Here is a 17,772-nt window from a genome sequence, read left to right on the forward strand (position 1 = left end):
TACTATTCCGCTAATACTTTTGTAGTGTAAAAATCTTGATATGCTTGCGAGAACTCTTCTCTTGTTTTGTATGGAAGTAAAGGTTTATTGATTTTCTTTAAATAATCCAGTAAATCTTCAGGAAGATCATCACTCCCCACAATCAAAGCGTCAGAGTTATCTGCAGCTGTTTTTGCTAAATTAACAAAGCTTGGCTCCTTTAGGTGCTTAAGATCTCTCTTTTCCATTCCGTCAAACAAGATTTTCTCTCTCATCTCTTCATCTAACGTTCCTTCAAAGTTTTCATTGTAAATTGAAGTAACTATTTTCGCATCTTTAAAAAGAGGCTCATTACCATAGTAATTTCTTAGATATAACGGCAACATATACGCAAGCCAACCATGTACGTGTATAACATCTGGAGACCAGTTTAATTTCTTTACAGTTTCGATCACACCTTTGGCAAAAAAGATGGCGCGCTCGTCATTGTCTTCAAAAAGATTACCATCCTCATCAGAAAGTGTTGCTTTTCTTTTAAAATAATCTTCGTTATCTATAAAGTAAACCTGCATTCTCTCTTTTGGGATCGAAGCAACTTTTATGATTAATGGCATGTCCAAATCATTAATCACCATATTCATCCCAGAAAGCCTTATAACCTCATGAAGTTGATGGCGGCGCTCATTTATATTACCAAACCTTGGCATAAAAATTCGAATTTGCCCTCCAAGGTTATTCACCATTTTTGCGGCTTCAAAAGATGTGGATGATATTTCGGTTTCAGGTAAGTAAGGTATAACTTCAGACGAGACGTACAATATCCTCTTATCTTTCATATAATTTTTCTTTAAAGTGCGATTGCGAACAAAAAACACGCAAAATTACAAAATTTTATGCAGATTGCCAGAGATATATTAAGTTTGCACGCTGTTAATTTTAATTTACGATGCAGGTTTTTAAAGAAAAGGAACAGCTAAGGGCTACCTTAGCAAACATCAAGTCGGCCAATAAAACGATTGGTTTAGTCCCTACAATGGGGGCTTTGCACGACGGCCACTTATACCTTGTTAATGAAGCTTTTAAATCCTGCGATCAGGTTGTGGTAAGCATATTTGTTAACCCTACACAGTTCGACAATCCCAGCGACCTAGAAAAGTATCCCAGAGACCTCGATAAAGACATCGATTTAATTAGAAAAATATCTGAAAATATCATTGTTTTCACTCCAAATGCAAACGAATTGTACGGTGATAAAGTCATTTCGCAACATTTTGACTTTGACGGATTAGATAGTGTGATGGAGGGAAAACATAGAAACGGACATTTTGACGGAGTGGGAACGGTGGTTAAACTTTTATTTGAAACCGCAGAACCAGATAAAGCATTTTTTGGTGAAAAGGATTATCAGCAATTACAGATTATCAAAAAACTTACAGAGATAGAGCGTATTCCCGTAGAAATCATTGGCTGTCCTATACTTCGAGAAGAATCTGGCCTCGCAAGGAGTAGCAGAAACGAACGACTTAATGACTTACAAAGGGAAAAAGCTGCCTTTATCTATGCGACATTAAAAGAAACTCAAACGTTATTTGGCACAGAAAGTGCAAATTACATTAATGATTGGGTAGAGCAACAGTTTAAGAATTATCCATTTTTAGAACTGGAATATTTTGAAATATCCGATGCTGAAACTTTAAAAGAAATAACAGAAAAAAGAGAGGGAATATCTTACCGGGCTTTTATCGCTGCTTATGCAGGCGATATTAGACTTATAGACAATCTTGCTCTTAATAATTAAAAATCATGCAAGTTCACGTAGTTAAATCTAAAATTCATCGTGTAAAAGTAACCGGCGCCGATCTAAATTATATTGGCAGTATCACCATAGACGAGGATCTAATGGATGCAGCAAATATTATTGAAGGTGAAAAAGTTCAAATTGTAAATAACAACAATGGCGAGCGTTTAGAAACTTATGCTATCCCAGGACCAAGAAATTCTGGAGAAATTACCTTAAATGGTGCTGCAGCTAGAAAGGTGGCTAAAGGTGATGTGCTAATTTTAATCTGCTATGCTATAATGGATTTCGAAGAAGCTAAAGCTTTTAAGCCGGCTATTGTTTTCCCTAACGAAGAGAATAATCTGCTTAACTAAAAATAACTTTTTTGAACAGTAAGCTTAAAAAAACACTTAAAACGATAATCCCCCTTATGCTGGGGATTTTTTTAATTTGGTATAGTTATAACAGCGCCACGCCGGCAGAGCGTGCCGAGCTGATTCTAAATATCAAAAAAGCTGATCCTTTTTGGGTAATTCTATCTTTAATTTTGGGAACTTTAGCTCATCTTTCCAGAGCATATCGATGGAAATTTATGCTCGAACCTTTAGGATACAAACCAAAATTCAGCAATAGCTTTATGGCGGTTATGGCTGGATATCTTGCAAATCTAGGTATCCCAAGATCAGGAGAATTTTTAAGAGCCGCAACCCTAAAAACATACGAAGAGATTCCTATAGAAAAAGGCTTCGGGACAATTATATCTGAACGTCTGGCAGATCTCATCATTCTAATGGCTATAATTTCGCTCGCAGTTATTTTACAAACCGATCACGTTCTTAGTTATTTTTCAGAAAATGATATTAATCCAATCTTCACCATAGGTATTTTTGTCTTACTCGTACTATTTGGAACCATAACCCTGATCATAATTAAAAAATCTAAGCTTTCTATTCTCAGAAAAATAAAAAATTTTGCAAAAGGTATTCTAGAAGGTATGCGCAGTATTTTAAAAATGCGTCAGAAATGGGCATTTATTTTTCATACATTTTTTATCTGGACCATGTATGTAATGATGTTTTATGTTGCCACTTTTGCAATTCCAGAGACTAGCGATGCGGGATTTGGTGCAATTTTAGCCGCATTCGTGGTGGGATCTTTTGCAATCTCAGTAACCAATGGCGGTATTGGAGTTTACCCCATTGCTATTGGTGGAGTCTTAACACTTTTTAGTATCTCTAAACAGGGCGGGGAAGCCTTTGGATGGGTGGTTTGGGCATCCCAAACGCTCTTAAACCTTGTACTTGGCGGACTCTCATTTATTTTCCTACCAATCCTTAACAGAAGAAAATAATTATTTATATTGAAGTCTGCTAAATGATCACCTATGATAAAAAAACTACTATTAGCAGTAGCCATTATCTTTCCATGGATAATTGCTGCTCAAACTACCTACGAAACAATAGCATCAGATAAACTTGGTGCAAGTCGCGAAATAAAAATTCAGCTACCAAGAAATTACGATAAAAATAAAGAAAAATCATATCCAGTTATGTTAGTATTGGATGGCGATTATTTATTTGAACCAGTAGCCGGAATGATAGATTATTATTCTTATTGGGAAGACGCTCCAGAAATGATCGTAATTGGAATAAATCAAAATAACAGCAGGGAAGCTGACTCTTATTACGATGAAGAACGCTATTTACCGAGCGAACAAGGAGCTGCTTTTTTCGAGTTCTTAGGAATGGAACTCATGAAGAGTATTGCAGAAAAATATCGTGTTGCGCCTTTTCATGTAATTGTGGGGCACGACCTTACTGCCAATTTCATGAATTACTATCTTTTAAAAGACAAACCGATATTTGATGCCTACATCAATCTTAGTCCCGATTACGCACCAAAAATGTCGGTAAGATTGAATGAAATTTTTCAAAAATCTGAAAAAAGAATTTGGTATTACCTTGCTACAGGATCAGATGATATCCCACAATTACAGGAAAGCATTTTAAGTTTTGATGTATTATTAAAAGATCTAAATAACACATTAATTGAATACGATTTTGATAACTTCGAAAATTCAACGCATTACTCGTTAGTTGGGAAAGCGATACCAGCGGCTATAGATAATATTTTCGAAATTTATCGACCTATTTCTCAAGAAGAATATCAAACAAAATTACTACAAACAAGTATTAGCCTTTCTGAATATTTACAGGATAAATACACTACGATTAATGAGCTTTTTGGTCTTCAGAAACAAATTAGACTCAATGATTTTCTTGCGATCAATCAAGCTATTGAAAAAACCAAGCGCTGGGAAGATTTTAAAGATTTAAGTAAAATGGCTGCCGATCATTATCCCAACACGATGCTTGCTACGTATTTTGAAGCCAGATGGGAAGAAGAAACCGGCAATCCCCAACGCGCTATTAAAATCTATCAAAAAGCATACAGCCAAAAACCAATTTCCTTTCTAACTACAGATTTTATGTTGGAAAGAGCCGAAGAAATTAAAAAAGCCAATCGTTAATAATTATCTTTGCGGCTATGGCGAAGGTTAAAACAGCTTATTACTGTCAAAATTGCGGTGCGCAATATTCTAAGTGGCAGGGACGATGCAATTCCTGCGGAGATTGGAATACTATTGTAGAAGAAGTAATTGAAAAACCAGACAAAAAGGACTGGAAAACCTCAGCAAAAACCGAGAAGAAAAGAGCTGCTAAGCCCTTACGTCTTAATGAGATTGAAACCGCTCCTGAATACCGCTGGAAAACCGGAAACACCGAATTAGATCGTGTTTTGGGTGGCGGCCTGGTTTCAGGCTCACTAACCTTACTTGGCGGAGAACCCGGTATAGGAAAAAGTACGCTATTATTACAAATCTCGTTAAGTTTTCCTTACAAAGTGTTATACGTTTCAGGAGAGGAAAGCCAGCAGCAAATAAAAATGCGTGCAGAGCGTATAGATCCAAATTCGACAAATTGCTATATTCTCACTGAAACAAAAACACAGAATATCTTCAGGCAAATTGAAGAAGTTTCTCCGGAAGTTGTTATTATTGATTCCATCCAAACCATACACAGTGATTACATTGAAAGCGCTCCCGGTAATATTTCTCAAATTAGAGAATGTACGGCAGAATTAATAAAATTCGCCAAAGAAAGTAATGTACCCGTAATTCTTATTGGGCATATCACTAAAGAAGGTAGCATTGCGGGTCCAAAAGTATTAGAGCATATGGTAGATACGGTACTTCAGTTTGAAGGAGATCGTAATCACGTATACCGAATTTTAAGAGCTAATAAAAACCGCTTTGGAAGCACTCACGAATTGGGCATTTACGAAATGCAGGGAAGCGGTTTACGCGAAGTAAGCAATCCTTCAGAAATATTAATTAGTAAAAACGATCAAGATTTAAGCGGTACCGCTATCGCAAGTACTTTAGAAGGAATGCGCCCGCTAATGATTGAGATTCAGGCATTAGTAAGCACTGCTGTTTATGGAACTCCGCAACGCTCAGCAACCGGCTATAATGTTAAGCGACTTAATATGCTTTTAGCCGTTTTAGAAAAGCGTGCAGGCTTCAGATTAGGCGCAAAAGATGTTTTTCTAAATATCACTGGCGGAATTAGCGTAGATGATCCTGCAATTGATCTTGCCGTTGTCGCAGCCATTCTCTCTTCTAACGAGGATATTGCTATTGAAAAAGATATTTGTTTTGCTGCTGAAGTTGGCTTAGCCGGAGAAATACGCCCAATAACTCGCGCCGATCAAAGAATTTTGGAAGCTGAAAAACTTGGGTTTGCAAAAATTATGATTTCTACTCAAAGTAAACTTCCAAAATCTAGTTATGCAATTAAGGTAATACGCGTTTCTAAAATAGAAGATGTAGTTAGCCATTTATTTGAATAAATACTGGCACAATTACTGCGTCTATTTTACTGAAAAAGAAAAAATTAGACGTTGAAGCATTTTTTATATTACATACTATTAGCTGTTTTTTTTGCCTCTTGCTCTCGCCTAAATAAAGCAACCGACTTTATTACTAACCCCAGTGCAAAAGAAGTTTATAAGAGAGATTACAATATTTCAGATGAATTATTTACAATCTGGGAACAGCAACATGATTTAGGATTAAAGGACAGCTTAAAAATCGATTTACCTTATGTAGAAAATGGTCATTTTATGTCTAAATCTTTCCCAATTTATGCTTACGAACTCAATTTAAATGCAGGAGAAATTTTTGATTTTGAAATTTTTACCGATTCTATAAACGATCTTGTTTTTATCGATTTTTACCGCATGATCGATAACAGCTTAAAAGATTTTAAAAAAATTGAAAGTGCTGAAATTGGTCAAAAATTATTTCAATATGAGATCAAAGAATCTGGACTGTACAAAATAGTAATTCAACCAGCCATAGAAACTCAGGCAGAATTTGTATTCAAATTTAAAAGTAAACCGGCTTATATATTTCCGGTAGCTGATGGAAAGAACCATAATATACAAAGTTATTGGGGCGCTGCTCGCGATGGTGGTGCCAGAAATCATGAAGGTATCGATATTTTTGCGAATCGAGGCACGCCTGTACTCGCTGCAACCAGTGGACGTATTGGTTTTACCGGCGAAAAAGGCTTAGGGGGAAAACAAGTTTGGCTTAGAGATACTAAAAGAGGACAATCATTATATTATGCACATTTAGACAGTATTGCTAAAACCTCGGGAAATGTAAATGCGGGTGATACTTTGGGTTTTGTAGGAAATACCGGAAACGCAAGAACTACTCCGCCTCACTTGCACTTTGGAATCTATAAACATGGCGCCATTAATCCGCTATACTTTGTAAAACAAGCTGAAGAATTTAAGCCCCAAATAGCAAAATTCGATAAAAAATCGACCAATTTGATCACCAAAAGCAGTATTGCGAATCTTCGAGACAAACCTACAACTTCCAAATCCCAAATCTTAGGACAAGCGAAAAATCAGGATACGCTTCAACTTTTAGGAAAAACTGGTGATTGGTACCATGTTCGCCCTAAAAACAAAAGCGCATCGTTTATTCATGAAAGTTTAGTGGCTCCGTTGTAATTCAGCTCGCAGCTGTTAGCTGTGAAAAAGTAGCTTAGAAATATCGAATCTTATTTAATAGTCGATCTTGAATCTTATATCTAAAAGCGGAGCGATCTAACATCTAATTTAAGGCGCCGGATTTGGATATTTTTCATGCACTTTTTCGATATCTTCCAAAACCTCATCAGAAAGTTTGAGATCGATACTGGCAATATTTTCTTTTAACTGATCCATTTTAGTGGCGCCAATAATATTACTAGTCACAAAAGGCTGCTCATTTACAAAAGCAAGTGCCATTTGCGTCATCGATAACTCGTGTTTTAACGCAACTTCTTTGTAGGCTTTAGTAGCTTCCACTGCTACTTCTCCGGAATATCTTTTATACTGCGGAAACAAGCTTAGGCGTGTATTCTCTACAATACCGTTTAGGTGCTTTCCTGAAAGTGTTCCCATTCCCAGCGGAGAATAAGGCAATAATCCTACATTTTCGCGATGAAGCACTTCAGTAAGCCCTATTTCATCTTTTCGATTCAGCAAACTATATGGATTTTGAACCGTGATCATTTTCGGCAAATCATGAAGTCGACTTTCTTCTAAAAACCGACTTAACCCATAAGCAGTCTCATTAGACAAACCAACATGACGCACCTTTCCGGTTTTTACCAATTCCTGAAGGTTTTCTAAAACAGCTTTAAAATTATCCTGCCACTCTTCATTTTCCTGATGTTTATAACCACGTTTTCCGAAGAAATTAGTGTTTCGTTCTGGCCAGTGCAATTGATAAAGATCTAAATAATCGGTGTTTAATCGCTTAAGACTTTTATCGATCGCGTCGTTAATCGCCTCTTTACTGAAGCCCATATTCTCACGAACATGAGAAACCATCTCTGCCGGGCCGGCAACTTTAGATGCCAAAACGATATCTTTTCGTTTACCCGTTTTCTTTAGCCAGCTCCCAATAATTTCCTCTGTACTTCCCTGCGTTTCTGGCTTTGCCGGCACCGAATACATTTCGGCGGTGTCCAAAAAATTCACACCTTGATCGAGCGCATATTCAATCTGCTCGTGGCCTTCGGCTTCTGTGTTTTGTTCTCCCCAGGTCATCGTTCCCAGGCAGATCTTACTTACTTTAATATCGGTATTTGGTAGCGTAGTATATTTCATAACTTTTTTTATATAAAAATAGTCGTTAAAAACAACGAATTTCAAACAAAGATCAAAAAAGAAATGCCCTTCTGAAAACTTCAAAAGGACATTTAAATATTATTAACTTTCCGTAGAAAATATTAGTCCACTTCATTTAAAAGCTTGGTCACCTCATCTAATTTTGGTGTTAAGATCACTTCGATTCTACGGTTTTTCGCTTTTCCTTCCGCCGTATCGTTACTAGCCACAGGAGCATATTCACCACGCCCGGCTGCAGTTAAGTTCTGTGGATCGATACTGTTATTTTCTCTTAAAATCTGTACGATCGCAGTGGCTCTTTTTGTAGAAAGATCCCAGTTATCTTTTAACGGCCCATTGCCACCGTAAGGAACATTATCTGTATGCCCTTCGATTAACACACTAATATCTGGATTTTGAGCCAGTACATTCCCTAACTGATTTACCGCCTGGCGACCATCTGTATTTACCGCCCAGCTACCAGAATTGAAAAGTAATTTGTTTTCCATAGAAACATATACCTTCCCGTCGCGCTGCTCTACGGTAAGCCCCTTACCTTCAAAATCTGTTAATGCTTTAGAAATTGCATCTTTTAAAGCATTCATCTTAGCGTCTTTGGCTGCGATTAAGCCTTCTAACTCATTCACTCGTTTAGAGCGAGCTGCCAAATCTTTCTCTAGTTTTTCTAATCTTGCCTGTTCAGCAGCGAGTGCTTTCTCTTTTTCTTCAAGCTGCGCTAATAATTCACGATTTTGACGTGAATTTTCTGCAATTGCTGCGGAAGAATTTTCTTCTAAGGCATCATACGAACTCTTTAAGTTGTCGTAATTAGATTGCAGGCTAGCCAAATCACTTTTAAGTTTATCCCTTTCAGCAGTAAGACTTTTGTGTTCAGATTTTAATTCAGCTAACTCTTCATCTACACCTTTTAATCGATCTAATTCTGAATTGAGCTCTCGATTTTCACGCTTTAAATCGGCATGCCTACTTTCTAGATCTTTATAAACTTTTGATGAAACACAAGAAGTAAGCATTAAAACACTTCCTGAAATAGCTAATATGGTTCTTTTCATTTCTATAAAATTTAATTATTCCAGCTCTACTAAAATAGGACAATGGTCGCTATGATAGGCTTCTGGTAATATAACGGCGCGTTTTAATTTTTCTTGTAAAGGCTCTGCAACTAAATTGTAATCGATTCGCCATCCTTTATTATTTGCCCTTGCATTCGCTCTGTAGCTCCACCAGGAATACTGATCTGGCTCGTCATTAAAATACCTAAAACTGTCTATAAACCCACTTTTCATAAAATTATCGATCCATTCGCGCTCTACCGGAAGAAAACCTGATGTATTTTTAAGCCGAACCGGATCGTGAATATCGATTGCTTCGTGACAAATGTTATAGTCACCACAAATTACAAGATTAGGAACTACACTTTTAAGATTATCGATATATTTCTGAAAATCGGCCATAAACTGAAGCTTAAATTCCAATCTGTTTATGTTGGTTCCTGAAGGTAAATATAAACTCATCACAGAGCAATTCTCAAAATCAGCTCGGATATTTCGACCTTCAAAATCCATATAATCGATCCCTGTACCGTATTCTACATGCTTAGGTTCTATTTTGCTTAAAATTGCAACACCACTGTAACCTTTTTTCTGAGCCGGATACCAGTACTGGTAAGGATAACCCGCTTCGGTAAATTCATCTAAGTTTAATTGATCTGGATTTGCTTTTATTTCCTGAATACAAATTACATCTGGATCTGCCTGTTGTATCCAATCTAAAAAGCCTTTTCTTACCGCGGCACGGATTCCGTTTACGTTATAGGAAATTATCTTCATGAATTTCGATTTTGGGCAAAAATAGCTTTCTTAATTTTTACAGCAAGAGCTATCGTATTATAACCTTTTATTTCACTATAAATCGTTTCACTTTGCCCACTTTTCTTGTTCCTATTCTCACTAAATATACACCGCGCGCTGCATAAGACATATCTAGGTCGTAAACATATCCATCTTCGGTATTTTCAACTTTATTCTCTAGCATTTTTTGACCTAGCACATTGTGAACGGTAATACGCAGTGGCTCTTTATAACTTGTTTCCAGAACTACACGATACTTACCATTATTTTCGTTTAAAACTATTAATTCTGCTTCATTCAGAATAAAGTCCTCGATATCTAAACTAGAATCGATAATATTTACTGAATAGTCGTGTGTAGTACCATAATCCATCACATTACATGGATTATTTAGCTCACCATCATAACTAGTATCGCCTGCTCTTATTCTTAATAAATGCTGACCTAGAGGCGCATTTTCAGGAAGACTAAAATCGTATGAATAGGAGGTATTAGAAGCCAAAAGTGGCTCTGAAGAAATAAGGCGCTCATTGGCCTCGAATTCACCATTATCATTCAAATCTATCCACATTGAAAATTTTTCTTCATCTGCGTCTGGATTAAAAAAGGTTTGAACAGTAAGTGTGTAAGTATCTTCAGATCGATCTAGATCTGTAGAAAAAGTAATATAGTCGCTATACCCATTACTACAAGGGATGCGTTCATTCAAAATATCACCAAGTTCAAAATAAGAAATACCGTCGCCATAACTGCAATCTGAACCTTCTGGAATACAATTAAGATTTGCAACAAAGGCCTGCTCTATATCATTGGTTGTATCAAAATCGTTCTCTAAAGCTGTACCAGACGTTATGCGGTAACGACCATCTTTAGAAAGATTAGCATTTTGTTGAAAATTAAAAACTGAATTTTCACCCACAGCAATACTACCAGCAAAGATTTCTTCAACTCGATTATTGTTACCTATTTGATACCACACAGGGATATTGCTTTGAGCTTCTCCTCCAAAATTTTCTATAGTGACTGAAATTTGCTCATTATCGCCTAAATTCTCTCTGGTTGATGGTGCATTAATAGCGGTAACACCAACATCATTTGGCGGTAAATTTTGCACTATTTTTGTAATCGTATCATTTTCTGAATTTTGATCTCCCTCTAAATTTGTTCTAGCGAAGACCTCATAACTTCTACCTATTTCTGAAAAGTTTCCGGTTTCTGAAAATGTAAATTTTTCCGAAGAAGAGCCCTCAATCCTGTCTGTAAAAATTTCGGTTACTGTTTTCCCATCTAAAGTATAACTCACAGGAATATTCGATTGCGAGTTTGCACCAAAATTTCTTAAGGTTATTGTTATTTTTTCATTTTCTCCAAGCGTCGCATCTATTGGTGCCGAAATTTCAGTAACACCCACGTCTCTGGTAAAATCTGGAGCTAACCTAAATTTCGCTATCCTATTAATTCGATTATTTCCTTCAAAATATTCGGCATTGTGCCAAAAGGTTAAACCATCAAGTGGATCTACTGTTAGATGCGCATAATCTCCATATCGTGTACTGGGGTTAGGACTATTCCCTTCCACAATACTTTGCTCCTCTAGTGTCATTACACCCAACTCGTCATCTCTATACCTACCAGTATATCTTATAGAAGGATAAATAGGGTTTGCAGGGCTGTCATCCAAAATTGTAAATCCCAAACCAATATTTCCCATATCATCTATACCAATACTACCGCTAAAACGATCACTTTTATCTGGTGCATATGTTCCTTCTTGATATACACTCCACTCGCCATCGTCGCTATATTGTCTTAATTCATACCATCTAATCCCGGCATGCTCGGCTTGTGTAGGATCTACATCTACCACAAAATTCATCACTACTGAATTATGATCGGCAAATCTTCGATATTGCGTCATATACATCATGGTTGCCTGCAAAGCGTCTATATCTGGAGCTTCATTTGGCTGAGATAGATTACTGAAAGATCCTCCATCGAAAGTTGCCGTAAATGGTGACACGCCGCTAGATGAACCTAACTCCTGAGATTCTTCTATAGTTGAATTAGATAAATCTTCCCAATCTACGTTAACCAGCCAAATTTTTAAATGATCTTCTGGCACTCCTGCCCACGCATCGTCCTGAAGGTAGATAATTGGTGCATTTCCTCTAGGCGGCATATTTTCTCCCATTGCATTAAAACCAGCAGGACTATAAAATCCATTAGTTTCTATCCCAGGCAAAGGAAAAGAGACAAATTGCGCTGTTTCTCCAATCAACATACGATCACGCTCCATCACATAAATTACCTGACTTTGGTCTGCCGTATTAGAATTCTTGTTTGTGGTAATATAATATCCATCACTCCAAACTGAAATTTTAGGATAATCTGGCAGCACATTATTTGTAGAAAAACGATAGGTATACCATCCATCATTAACGGGATCTGCCCCCCTACTAACTGCGATTAAAAAACTATTGGGAGTATCGCTAAACTGACTTATTAAAAATCGATCTGCAAATTGATCGTAAACTACGATAGGGTCTCCTAAAGTTTCGCCTTCAAACTCTCCTCCTATGCTTGCCAAAGAAGCGGGCTGCATAAGAATATTACCTTCTTTATCATAGATCGAAAACGCAGAATTCCATGCATTTAGGTAGTGATTTAATCCTGCTACACCCGTAGGATCAGATGGTGTAGAACGAGTGGTAACTGCATCAAAAGATAAGGATGGCAGCCTAGAAGGCACTAAACCTTTCTTGCTTTGCAAAGCAGGATCTACTCCCTTTGGGTATCCTTTACCAGGAATAACTTTATTAATTCCGCGATTTCTAGGATTATATATTTTGTGTTCATTTTTTGGAGGCACCAATCGACTTTCTGAGATCGACGATGAAAATATTGCTTGAGCGGAATCCCGAAAAACGGGTTTCGCGATATCCTTTTGTGCAAAAGATTGAATCTGAAAAAAGGTGCAAAATATAAGTAGTAAAAATAATTTCTTGTTCATTCGGGCATTTTAAATCTTCGCAGGCTGTCTCAAAATTAAATAATTAAAGCCTTAAAACTGCGAATAATTTAATGCAATTCAGAAAATACCTCGTGAAATAAAAAAAGCAGGTAAAAATTATTACCTGCTTTTCGCCTAAATCGTATACTATATTTTAATCTCTGGACCCCATAAAAATTCCTATGAAGTATAGAAGGGTCGCCAACGATCCAAGAGCCGCAACTACATATGTTCTTGCAGCCCATTTTAGAGAGTCCTTTGCTGCATCGTGTTCTTGACCAGTTAACATATTTTCGGTTTCCAACCAAGCTAAAGCCCTATTACTCGCATCGTATTCTACAGGAAGTGTTATAAAACTAAACAGTGTTCCTAATCCAAAAAGTACAATTCCGATAAAGAAAATAGTCGGCCCCATGGTGCTAGTATAAAGCAATACCAAACCTGCCAATATCACCCATTGTGATAAGTTTGAAGCCACACTTACTACCGGAACTAGCGCACTTCGCATTTTTAACCAGCCATAAGCATTAGCATGTTGCACTGCGTGGCCACATTCGTGAGCAGCAACCGCTGCTGCAGCTGCATTTCGTTGCGAATAAACACCCTCACTAAGATTAACCGTTTTTTTACTGGGATTGTAATGATCTGAAAGCATACCGGGTGTAGAAATTACATTTACATCTGTAATTCCGTTATCACGCAGCATTTTTTCAGCAATCTCTTTACCACTCATTCCATTTTGCAATTGCATTTTGGAATACTTCTTAAACTTACTTTTAAGCTTATTGCTTACATACAGGCTCACGATAAACATGATTCCTGCTATTAAATAATATCCAATCATCTTTTATTCTTTTTCAAATAACTTCAATTTAATGATAACAAAAATCCAGCCATTTTAGCTTCTTAGACACTTTGGCAAGCGTTTGAAATACTAAATTATTCTTAAGGTTTAGATTTTTAATTGATAAGATTTTTCAAATTAAGATATTAGCTATATTTGCATCAATCATCTTTAAAACAAGCCATGCAATACAAAAGAGTACTACTAAAATTATCTGGAGAAGCATTAATGGGAAATCGCCAATATGGTATAGATCCAGAACGATTAGCCGAATATGCTGAAGAAGTGAAATCGGTAATAGATCAGGGAATAGAAGTAGCGATTGTTATTGGCGGCGGAAATATTTTTAGAGGTGTTGCAGGTGCAAGTAAAGGAATGGATCGTGTACAGGGAGACCACATGGGGATGCTCGCTACGGTTATTAATGGATTAGCTTTGCAAAGTGCACTTGAAGATGCAGAGATCGAAACAAGATTGCAATCTGCCATAAAAATTAACGAGGTAGCCGAGCCTTTTATTAGAAGAAAAGCAATTAGACATCTTGAAAAAGGTCGTGTGGTAATTTTTGGTGGTGGAACAGGAAATCCATATTTTACAACAGATTCTGCTGCAGTTCTTAGAGCAATAGAAATTAAAGCAGATGTAATTTTGAAGGGAACTCGTGTGGACGGAATTTACACCGCAGATCCTGAGAAAGATAAAAAAGCAACTAAATTTGATTTTATTTCTTTTGATGATGTTATTAGGAAAGGCCTAAAAGTAATGGATACCACAGCTTTCACTCTTAGCCAGGAAAACGAGTTACCAATTATTGTTTTCGACATGAATACACCAGGTAATTTAATAAAAGTAGTTACCGGAGAAAATGTGGGAACAAAAGTGAATTTATAAAAGCATACAGTTAAAAATATAGACAATATACCATGGAAGAGGAAATTGAATTAATTATAGATTCTGCTGAAGAAGGGATGCAAAAAGCTATTGCCCATCTTAGAAAACAGTTACTAAACATTAGAGCGGGTAAAGCCAGCCCAAGTATGCTAGGAAGTGTTATGGTAGAATACTACGGTTCTCAAACACCTTTAAATCAGGTTGCAAACGTAAACGCGCCTGATGCCCGAACAATTTCTATACAACCATTCGAGAAAGGAACAATTCCTAATATTGAAAAAGGAATTTTACTTGCAAATCTTGGTTTCAATCCAATGAATAATGGGGAAAGCGTAATTATTAGCGTTCCACCGCTTACAGAGGAAAGAAGAAAGCAACTGGTAAAACAGGCAAAAGCTGAAGCTGAAGACGCTAAAATTGGCGTTAGAAATGACAGAAAAACTGCAAATAACGATTTAAAAAAAGCTGAAGTTTCTGAAGATTTACAAAAGAATGCAGAAGCAGAAGTACAGGAACTTACAGATAAATACATTGCCAAGATTGAAGAAATATTAGAGGCAAAAGAAAAAGAAATTATGACCATATAATTCGGGAATTTATTTCTTTATTTACAGTCAAATTAAGTTTGCTTTTTACTGTTTGTAGCGAAACTTAATTTGACTTTTTTTTGATGTCATTTTATAATCCGGGGATACTATATGCGATTAGTTTATACCATTCTTTTTGTCTTTTCCGGTATTTTTGTTAGCGCACAACAAATCCCGGGCAAAGTAATCAATGCGATTACCGGGGAGCCATTAGCTTATGCAAAGATCATTTTACCAGATGGCAGTCAAAAACTTTCTAATCTAGACGGAAGCTTTCAAATAAACGCCCAAAATAAAGAAGACCTAAAAATCACCATTTCTTATCTTGGATTTTATAACAGAGATTTTGAAATTTCAACTAAAAAGAAAATTACGGTTTTTCAGCTTTATCCAGATTACGAGAAACTAAGCACGGTTTATCTTTCTTCTTCAAAAAACCCTGCAAATCGCGTTATTCAAAAGGCAATAGCAAATAGAATTATTAACGATCCAAAGAAGGCTTTAAATGGTTTTGAATATACATCTTATTCTAAATTTATCATTGACAACGACGAAAACCCTATTGAGCTAACTACAGATACTACTAATACTGAAATTGCCACGATAGTAAATGTTGCCCGTGCTTATCTTTCAGAAAAAGTAACTAAATATTCTTATAGCAAAAAACAGGGGGAAAAAGAAGAAGTTTTAGGACTAGAAACCGCTGGATTCGAAGAACCGATCTACGAGGTAATTAGCCTGGATATTTATCCTACTTCATTTTACGAAAATAAATACCCTATTTTTCAAACAGAATATGCTGGGCCACTAGCAGAAAATGCCTTTAAAAATTACGAATATCGTATTCTAGATACCGTCAATAGTGATCGCCCGGCTTATCTAATCTATTTTAAACCGAAAAGAGAAAAGCGCATTGCCAGCCTTGAAGGTGTGATCTATTTAGATACCCTAAACTTCGGAATTCAAAAAACCGAAGCTCGCCTTATTGGTCAAATTGATCTTGAAATTAAAGAGAATTATCAATTTGAAAATTCAAAAAATGTCTGGCTACTAAAGAAAAGAGATATTAAAATAAAACCAGGTAGTGGTGGCAAAGATATCTCAGTTTTTGGAGGAAGTATCTCTTTAGGCACTATACAGCGCAGACTTTCAATCTCAAGTATCTTCAATAAGGATACCATTCAGCAGAATCTATATTTAGATGCCACTACGGTTAATTATGATTATAATCTTGATAGCGTCCCAAAAGTAAAGAACACTTCAGCAAAAATTAAGGTTAACCCAAAGGCGAACAATAGGGATAGTAACTTTTGGATTGACAATCGCAAAGAACCATTCACTAGCAAAGACGAAGCTACAGCTAATTATGTTGATAGCATCATCAACACGAAAAATATTGCACGAAAAATAGAGGTAAAAAAAACAATGGCTAATGGCTATTATCCTTTAGGAGTATGGGATCTTCAACTCAATAAGCTGTTCAAATTCAATAACTATGAAGGAATTCGATTAGGTTTTGGAGGAAAAACCAACGATCATTTTTCTAAGCGATTTAGTGTAGGCGGTTATTATGTCTATGGTTTTAAAGACAAGAAATCAAAATATAATATCGATGCAAACATTTACTTAAACCGCCCAACCCAAACAAGTTTAATTCTTGGCTATACTAATGATATGGCAGAAGTTGCAAGTTTTAATTATTTAAAAGCTCCTCCAAAATTTTATTTACTTGAGCCCAGGTTTGTAAATATTAATTTCTTCTATTATTATCGCGAATATTATGCAGGTTTAGAACATCGCATAAATCCGCAATTATCTTCTGAAATACGCTTTAGCAAAACCGAAGTTTTGGGAGCAAAAGATTATGTTTTTGCATACGAGGGCGAAACTTATCCTGAGTATAATATTAGTACAATTGGAGTTTCTCTAACCTGGGAACCTTTTAGTGAATATTTAAAAACACCGGAAAAATCAATATTGATAGAAGGGCACTCCCCAAGATTTACATTCCAGTTTGACAAAGGACTGTCTGGTGTTGCCGATGGCGATTTTGATTTTATAAGAACTGGTTTAAAATTCGAATATGAATTAAAACGTCTTGATCTTTCGAAAACTGAAGTAATCGTAGAAGGAAATTATGCCACAGGTGCGTTGCCACTTACGCATACATTCCATGCCTTTCCAAACTCTTCGCGACAGGAAGCTATTTTAAAAAGATTTTCTATAGCAGGAAAGACTAGCTTCGAAACCATGTATTACAACGAGTTTTATAGCGATCGGTTAGCAATGCTCCATCTAAGACATACCTTACCTCCTATTAAATTCTCCAATTTCTTTAAGCCTGAAATTGTTTTAATTAGCCGGCATGCCATTGGAGACATCGATAATATGGATCGCCACCAAAATATCACTTTCAATTCTTTGGAACATGGATACTCTGAGGCAGGATTAGAGGTTAATAATATCATTTCAGGTTTTGGTCTATCCACAGCGTATCGTTATGGCGCTTATAATCTTCCAGGATTTAATCGAAATTTTGCTTTTAAATTCACTTTAAACATCAAGTTTTAAATTAT

Annotated in this window: 15 protein-coding genes; 9 read left to right on the top strand and 6 right to left on the bottom strand. The window is 36.4% G+C overall.

Annotation, left to right across the window (positions count from 1 at the left end):
- Nucleotides 1–2: 2 nt before the first annotated feature.
- A complete protein-coding gene (locus tag PBT91_RS16220) occupies nt 3–815 on the bottom strand; it encodes a glycogen/starch synthase (protein WP_270059502.1) in 813 nt (270 codons plus the stop codon).
- A gap of 110 nt (nt 816–925) precedes the next feature.
- Here PBT91_RS16220 and panC point away from each other — a divergent pair, with 110 nt between their 5' ends.
- From panC to PBT91_RS16250, 6 genes are read left to right on the top strand one after another with little or no spacing between them, the layout of a single operon-like run.
- Nucleotides 926–1,777 (top strand): pantoate--beta-alanine ligase, encoded by an 852-nt coding sequence (gene panC, locus PBT91_RS16225; RefSeq protein ID WP_270059503.1) that lies wholly within the window; start codon nt 926–928, stop codon nt 1,775–1,777.
- A gap of 5 nt (nt 1,778–1,782) precedes the next feature.
- On the top strand, nt 1,783–2,133 hold the full coding sequence (gene panD / locus PBT91_RS16230) for an aspartate 1-decarboxylase (protein ID WP_270059504.1): 351 nt from the start codon (nt 1,783–1,785) through the stop codon (nt 2,131–2,133).
- 56 nt (nt 2,134–2,189) lie between these two features.
- On the top strand, nt 2,190–3,110 hold the full coding sequence (locus PBT91_RS16235) for a lysylphosphatidylglycerol synthase transmembrane domain-containing protein (protein WP_270059505.1): 921 nt from the start codon (nt 2,190–2,192) through the stop codon (nt 3,108–3,110).
- 33 nt (nt 3,111–3,143) lie between these two features.
- Nucleotides 3,144–4,289, top strand: a complete 1,146-nt coding sequence (locus PBT91_RS16240; RefSeq protein WP_270059506.1) for an alpha/beta hydrolase — start codon at nt 3,144–3,146, stop codon at nt 4,287–4,289.
- A 17-nt stretch (nt 4,290–4,306) separates the two neighbouring features.
- Entirely contained in the window at nt 4,307–5,671 is a 1,365-nt protein-coding gene (gene radA / locus PBT91_RS16245) for a DNA repair protein RadA (RefSeq protein ID WP_270059507.1), read from the top strand.
- A gap of 51 nt (nt 5,672–5,722) precedes the next feature.
- Nucleotides 5,723–6,847, top strand: coding sequence for a M23 family metallopeptidase (locus tag PBT91_RS16250; RefSeq protein ID WP_270059508.1), 1,125 nt, complete (start codon nt 5,723–5,725; stop codon nt 6,845–6,847).
- A 108-nt stretch (nt 6,848–6,955) separates the two neighbouring features.
- Here PBT91_RS16250 and PBT91_RS16255 read toward each other — a convergent pair whose 3' ends face one another.
- The 5 genes from PBT91_RS16255 to PBT91_RS16275 form a co-directional block, all read right to left on the bottom strand.
- A complete protein-coding gene (locus tag PBT91_RS16255) occupies nt 6,956–7,993 on the bottom strand; it encodes an NADP(H)-dependent aldo-keto reductase (RefSeq protein ID WP_270059509.1) in 1,038 nt (345 codons plus the stop codon).
- Nucleotides 7,994–8,115: 122 nt separating this feature from the next.
- A complete protein-coding gene (locus PBT91_RS16260; protein ID WP_270059510.1) occupies nt 8,116–9,066 on the bottom strand; it encodes an OmpA family protein in 951 nt (316 codons plus the stop codon).
- A gap of 15 nt (nt 9,067–9,081) precedes the next feature.
- Nucleotides 9,082–9,843, bottom strand: coding sequence for an exodeoxyribonuclease III (locus PBT91_RS16265; protein ID WP_270059511.1), 762 nt, complete (start codon nt 9,841–9,843; stop codon nt 9,082–9,084).
- 67 nt (nt 9,844–9,910) lie between these two features.
- A complete protein-coding gene (locus PBT91_RS16270; protein WP_270059512.1) occupies nt 9,911–12,874 on the bottom strand; it encodes a GEVED domain-containing protein in 2,964 nt (987 codons plus the stop codon).
- A 154-nt stretch (nt 12,875–13,028) separates the two neighbouring features.
- Nucleotides 13,029–13,718: a zinc metallopeptidase gene (locus tag PBT91_RS16275; protein ID WP_270059513.1), complete on the bottom strand. Its 690-nt coding sequence runs from the start codon at nt 13,716–13,718 to the stop codon at nt 13,029–13,031.
- 183 nt (nt 13,719–13,901) lie between these two features.
- On the opposite strand from PBT91_RS16275, the gene pyrH reads away from it, so the two are divergent.
- The 3 genes from pyrH (at nt 13,902) to PBT91_RS16290 (ending at nt 17,767) form a co-directional block, all read left to right on the top strand.
- Nucleotides 13,902–14,609: a UMP kinase gene (gene pyrH / locus PBT91_RS16280; RefSeq protein ID WP_270059514.1), complete on the top strand. Its 708-nt coding sequence runs from the start codon at nt 13,902–13,904 to the stop codon at nt 14,607–14,609.
- Between the two features lie 32 nt (nt 14,610–14,641).
- On the top strand, nt 14,642–15,196 hold the full coding sequence (gene frr, locus PBT91_RS16285) for a ribosome recycling factor (RefSeq protein ID WP_270059515.1): 555 nt from the start codon (nt 14,642–14,644) through the stop codon (nt 15,194–15,196).
- 111 nt (nt 15,197–15,307) lie between these two features.
- On the top strand, nt 15,308–17,767 hold the full coding sequence (locus PBT91_RS16290; RefSeq protein ID WP_270059516.1) for a DUF5686 family protein: 2,460 nt from the start codon (nt 15,308–15,310) through the stop codon (nt 17,765–17,767).
- The last annotated feature ends 5 nt before the right edge of the window (nt 17,768–17,772 follow it).

The organism is Zunongwangia sp. HGR-M22 (genome assembly GCF_027594425.1).
Taxonomy (GTDB): domain Bacteria; phylum Bacteroidota; class Bacteroidia; order Flavobacteriales; family Flavobacteriaceae; genus Zunongwangia.

Bases quoted from the DNA above. Each gene is read 5' to 3' on its own strand.
- radA (WP_270059507.1), top strand. From the start codon at position 4,307: ATGGCGAAGGTTAAAACAGCTTATTACTGTCAAAATTGCGGTGCGCAA.
- PBT91_RS16265 (WP_270059511.1), bottom strand. From the start codon at position 9,843: ATGAAGATAATTTCCTATAACGTAAACGGAATCCGTGCCGCGGTAAGA.
- panD (WP_270059504.1), top strand. From the start codon at position 1,783: ATGCAAGTTCACGTAGTTAAATCTAAAATTCATCGTGTAAAAGTAACC.
- PBT91_RS16255 (WP_270059509.1), bottom strand. From the start codon at position 7,993: ATGAAATATACTACGCTACCAAATACCGATATTAAAGTAAGTAAGATC.
- PBT91_RS16220 (WP_270059502.1), bottom strand. From the start codon at position 815: ATGAAAGATAAGAGGATATTGTACGTCTCGTCTGAAGTTATACCTTAC.
- PBT91_RS16240 (WP_270059506.1), top strand. From the start codon at position 3,144: ATGATAAAAAAACTACTATTAGCAGTAGCCATTATCTTTCCATGGATA.
- PBT91_RS16275 (WP_270059513.1), bottom strand. From the start codon at position 13,718: ATGATTGGATATTATTTAATAGCAGGAATCATGTTTATCGTGAGCCTG.
- PBT91_RS16290 (WP_270059516.1), top strand. From the start codon at position 15,308: ATGCGATTAGTTTATACCATTCTTTTTGTCTTTTCCGGTATTTTTGTT.
- frr (WP_270059515.1), top strand. From the start codon at position 14,642: ATGGAAGAGGAAATTGAATTAATTATAGATTCTGCTGAAGAAGGGATG.
- PBT91_RS16235 (WP_270059505.1), top strand. From the start codon at position 2,190: ATGCTGGGGATTTTTTTAATTTGGTATAGTTATAACAGCGCCACGCCG.
- panC (WP_270059503.1), top strand. From the start codon at position 926: ATGCAGGTTTTTAAAGAAAAGGAACAGCTAAGGGCTACCTTAGCAAAC.
- PBT91_RS16260 (WP_270059510.1), bottom strand. From the start codon at position 9,066: ATGAAAAGAACCATATTAGCTATTTCAGGAAGTGTTTTAATGCTTACT.
- pyrH (WP_270059514.1), top strand. From the start codon at position 13,902: ATGCAATACAAAAGAGTACTACTAAAATTATCTGGAGAAGCATTAATG.
- PBT91_RS16270 (WP_270059512.1), bottom strand. From the start codon at position 12,874: ATGAACAAGAAATTATTTTTACTACTTATATTTTGCACCTTTTTTCAG.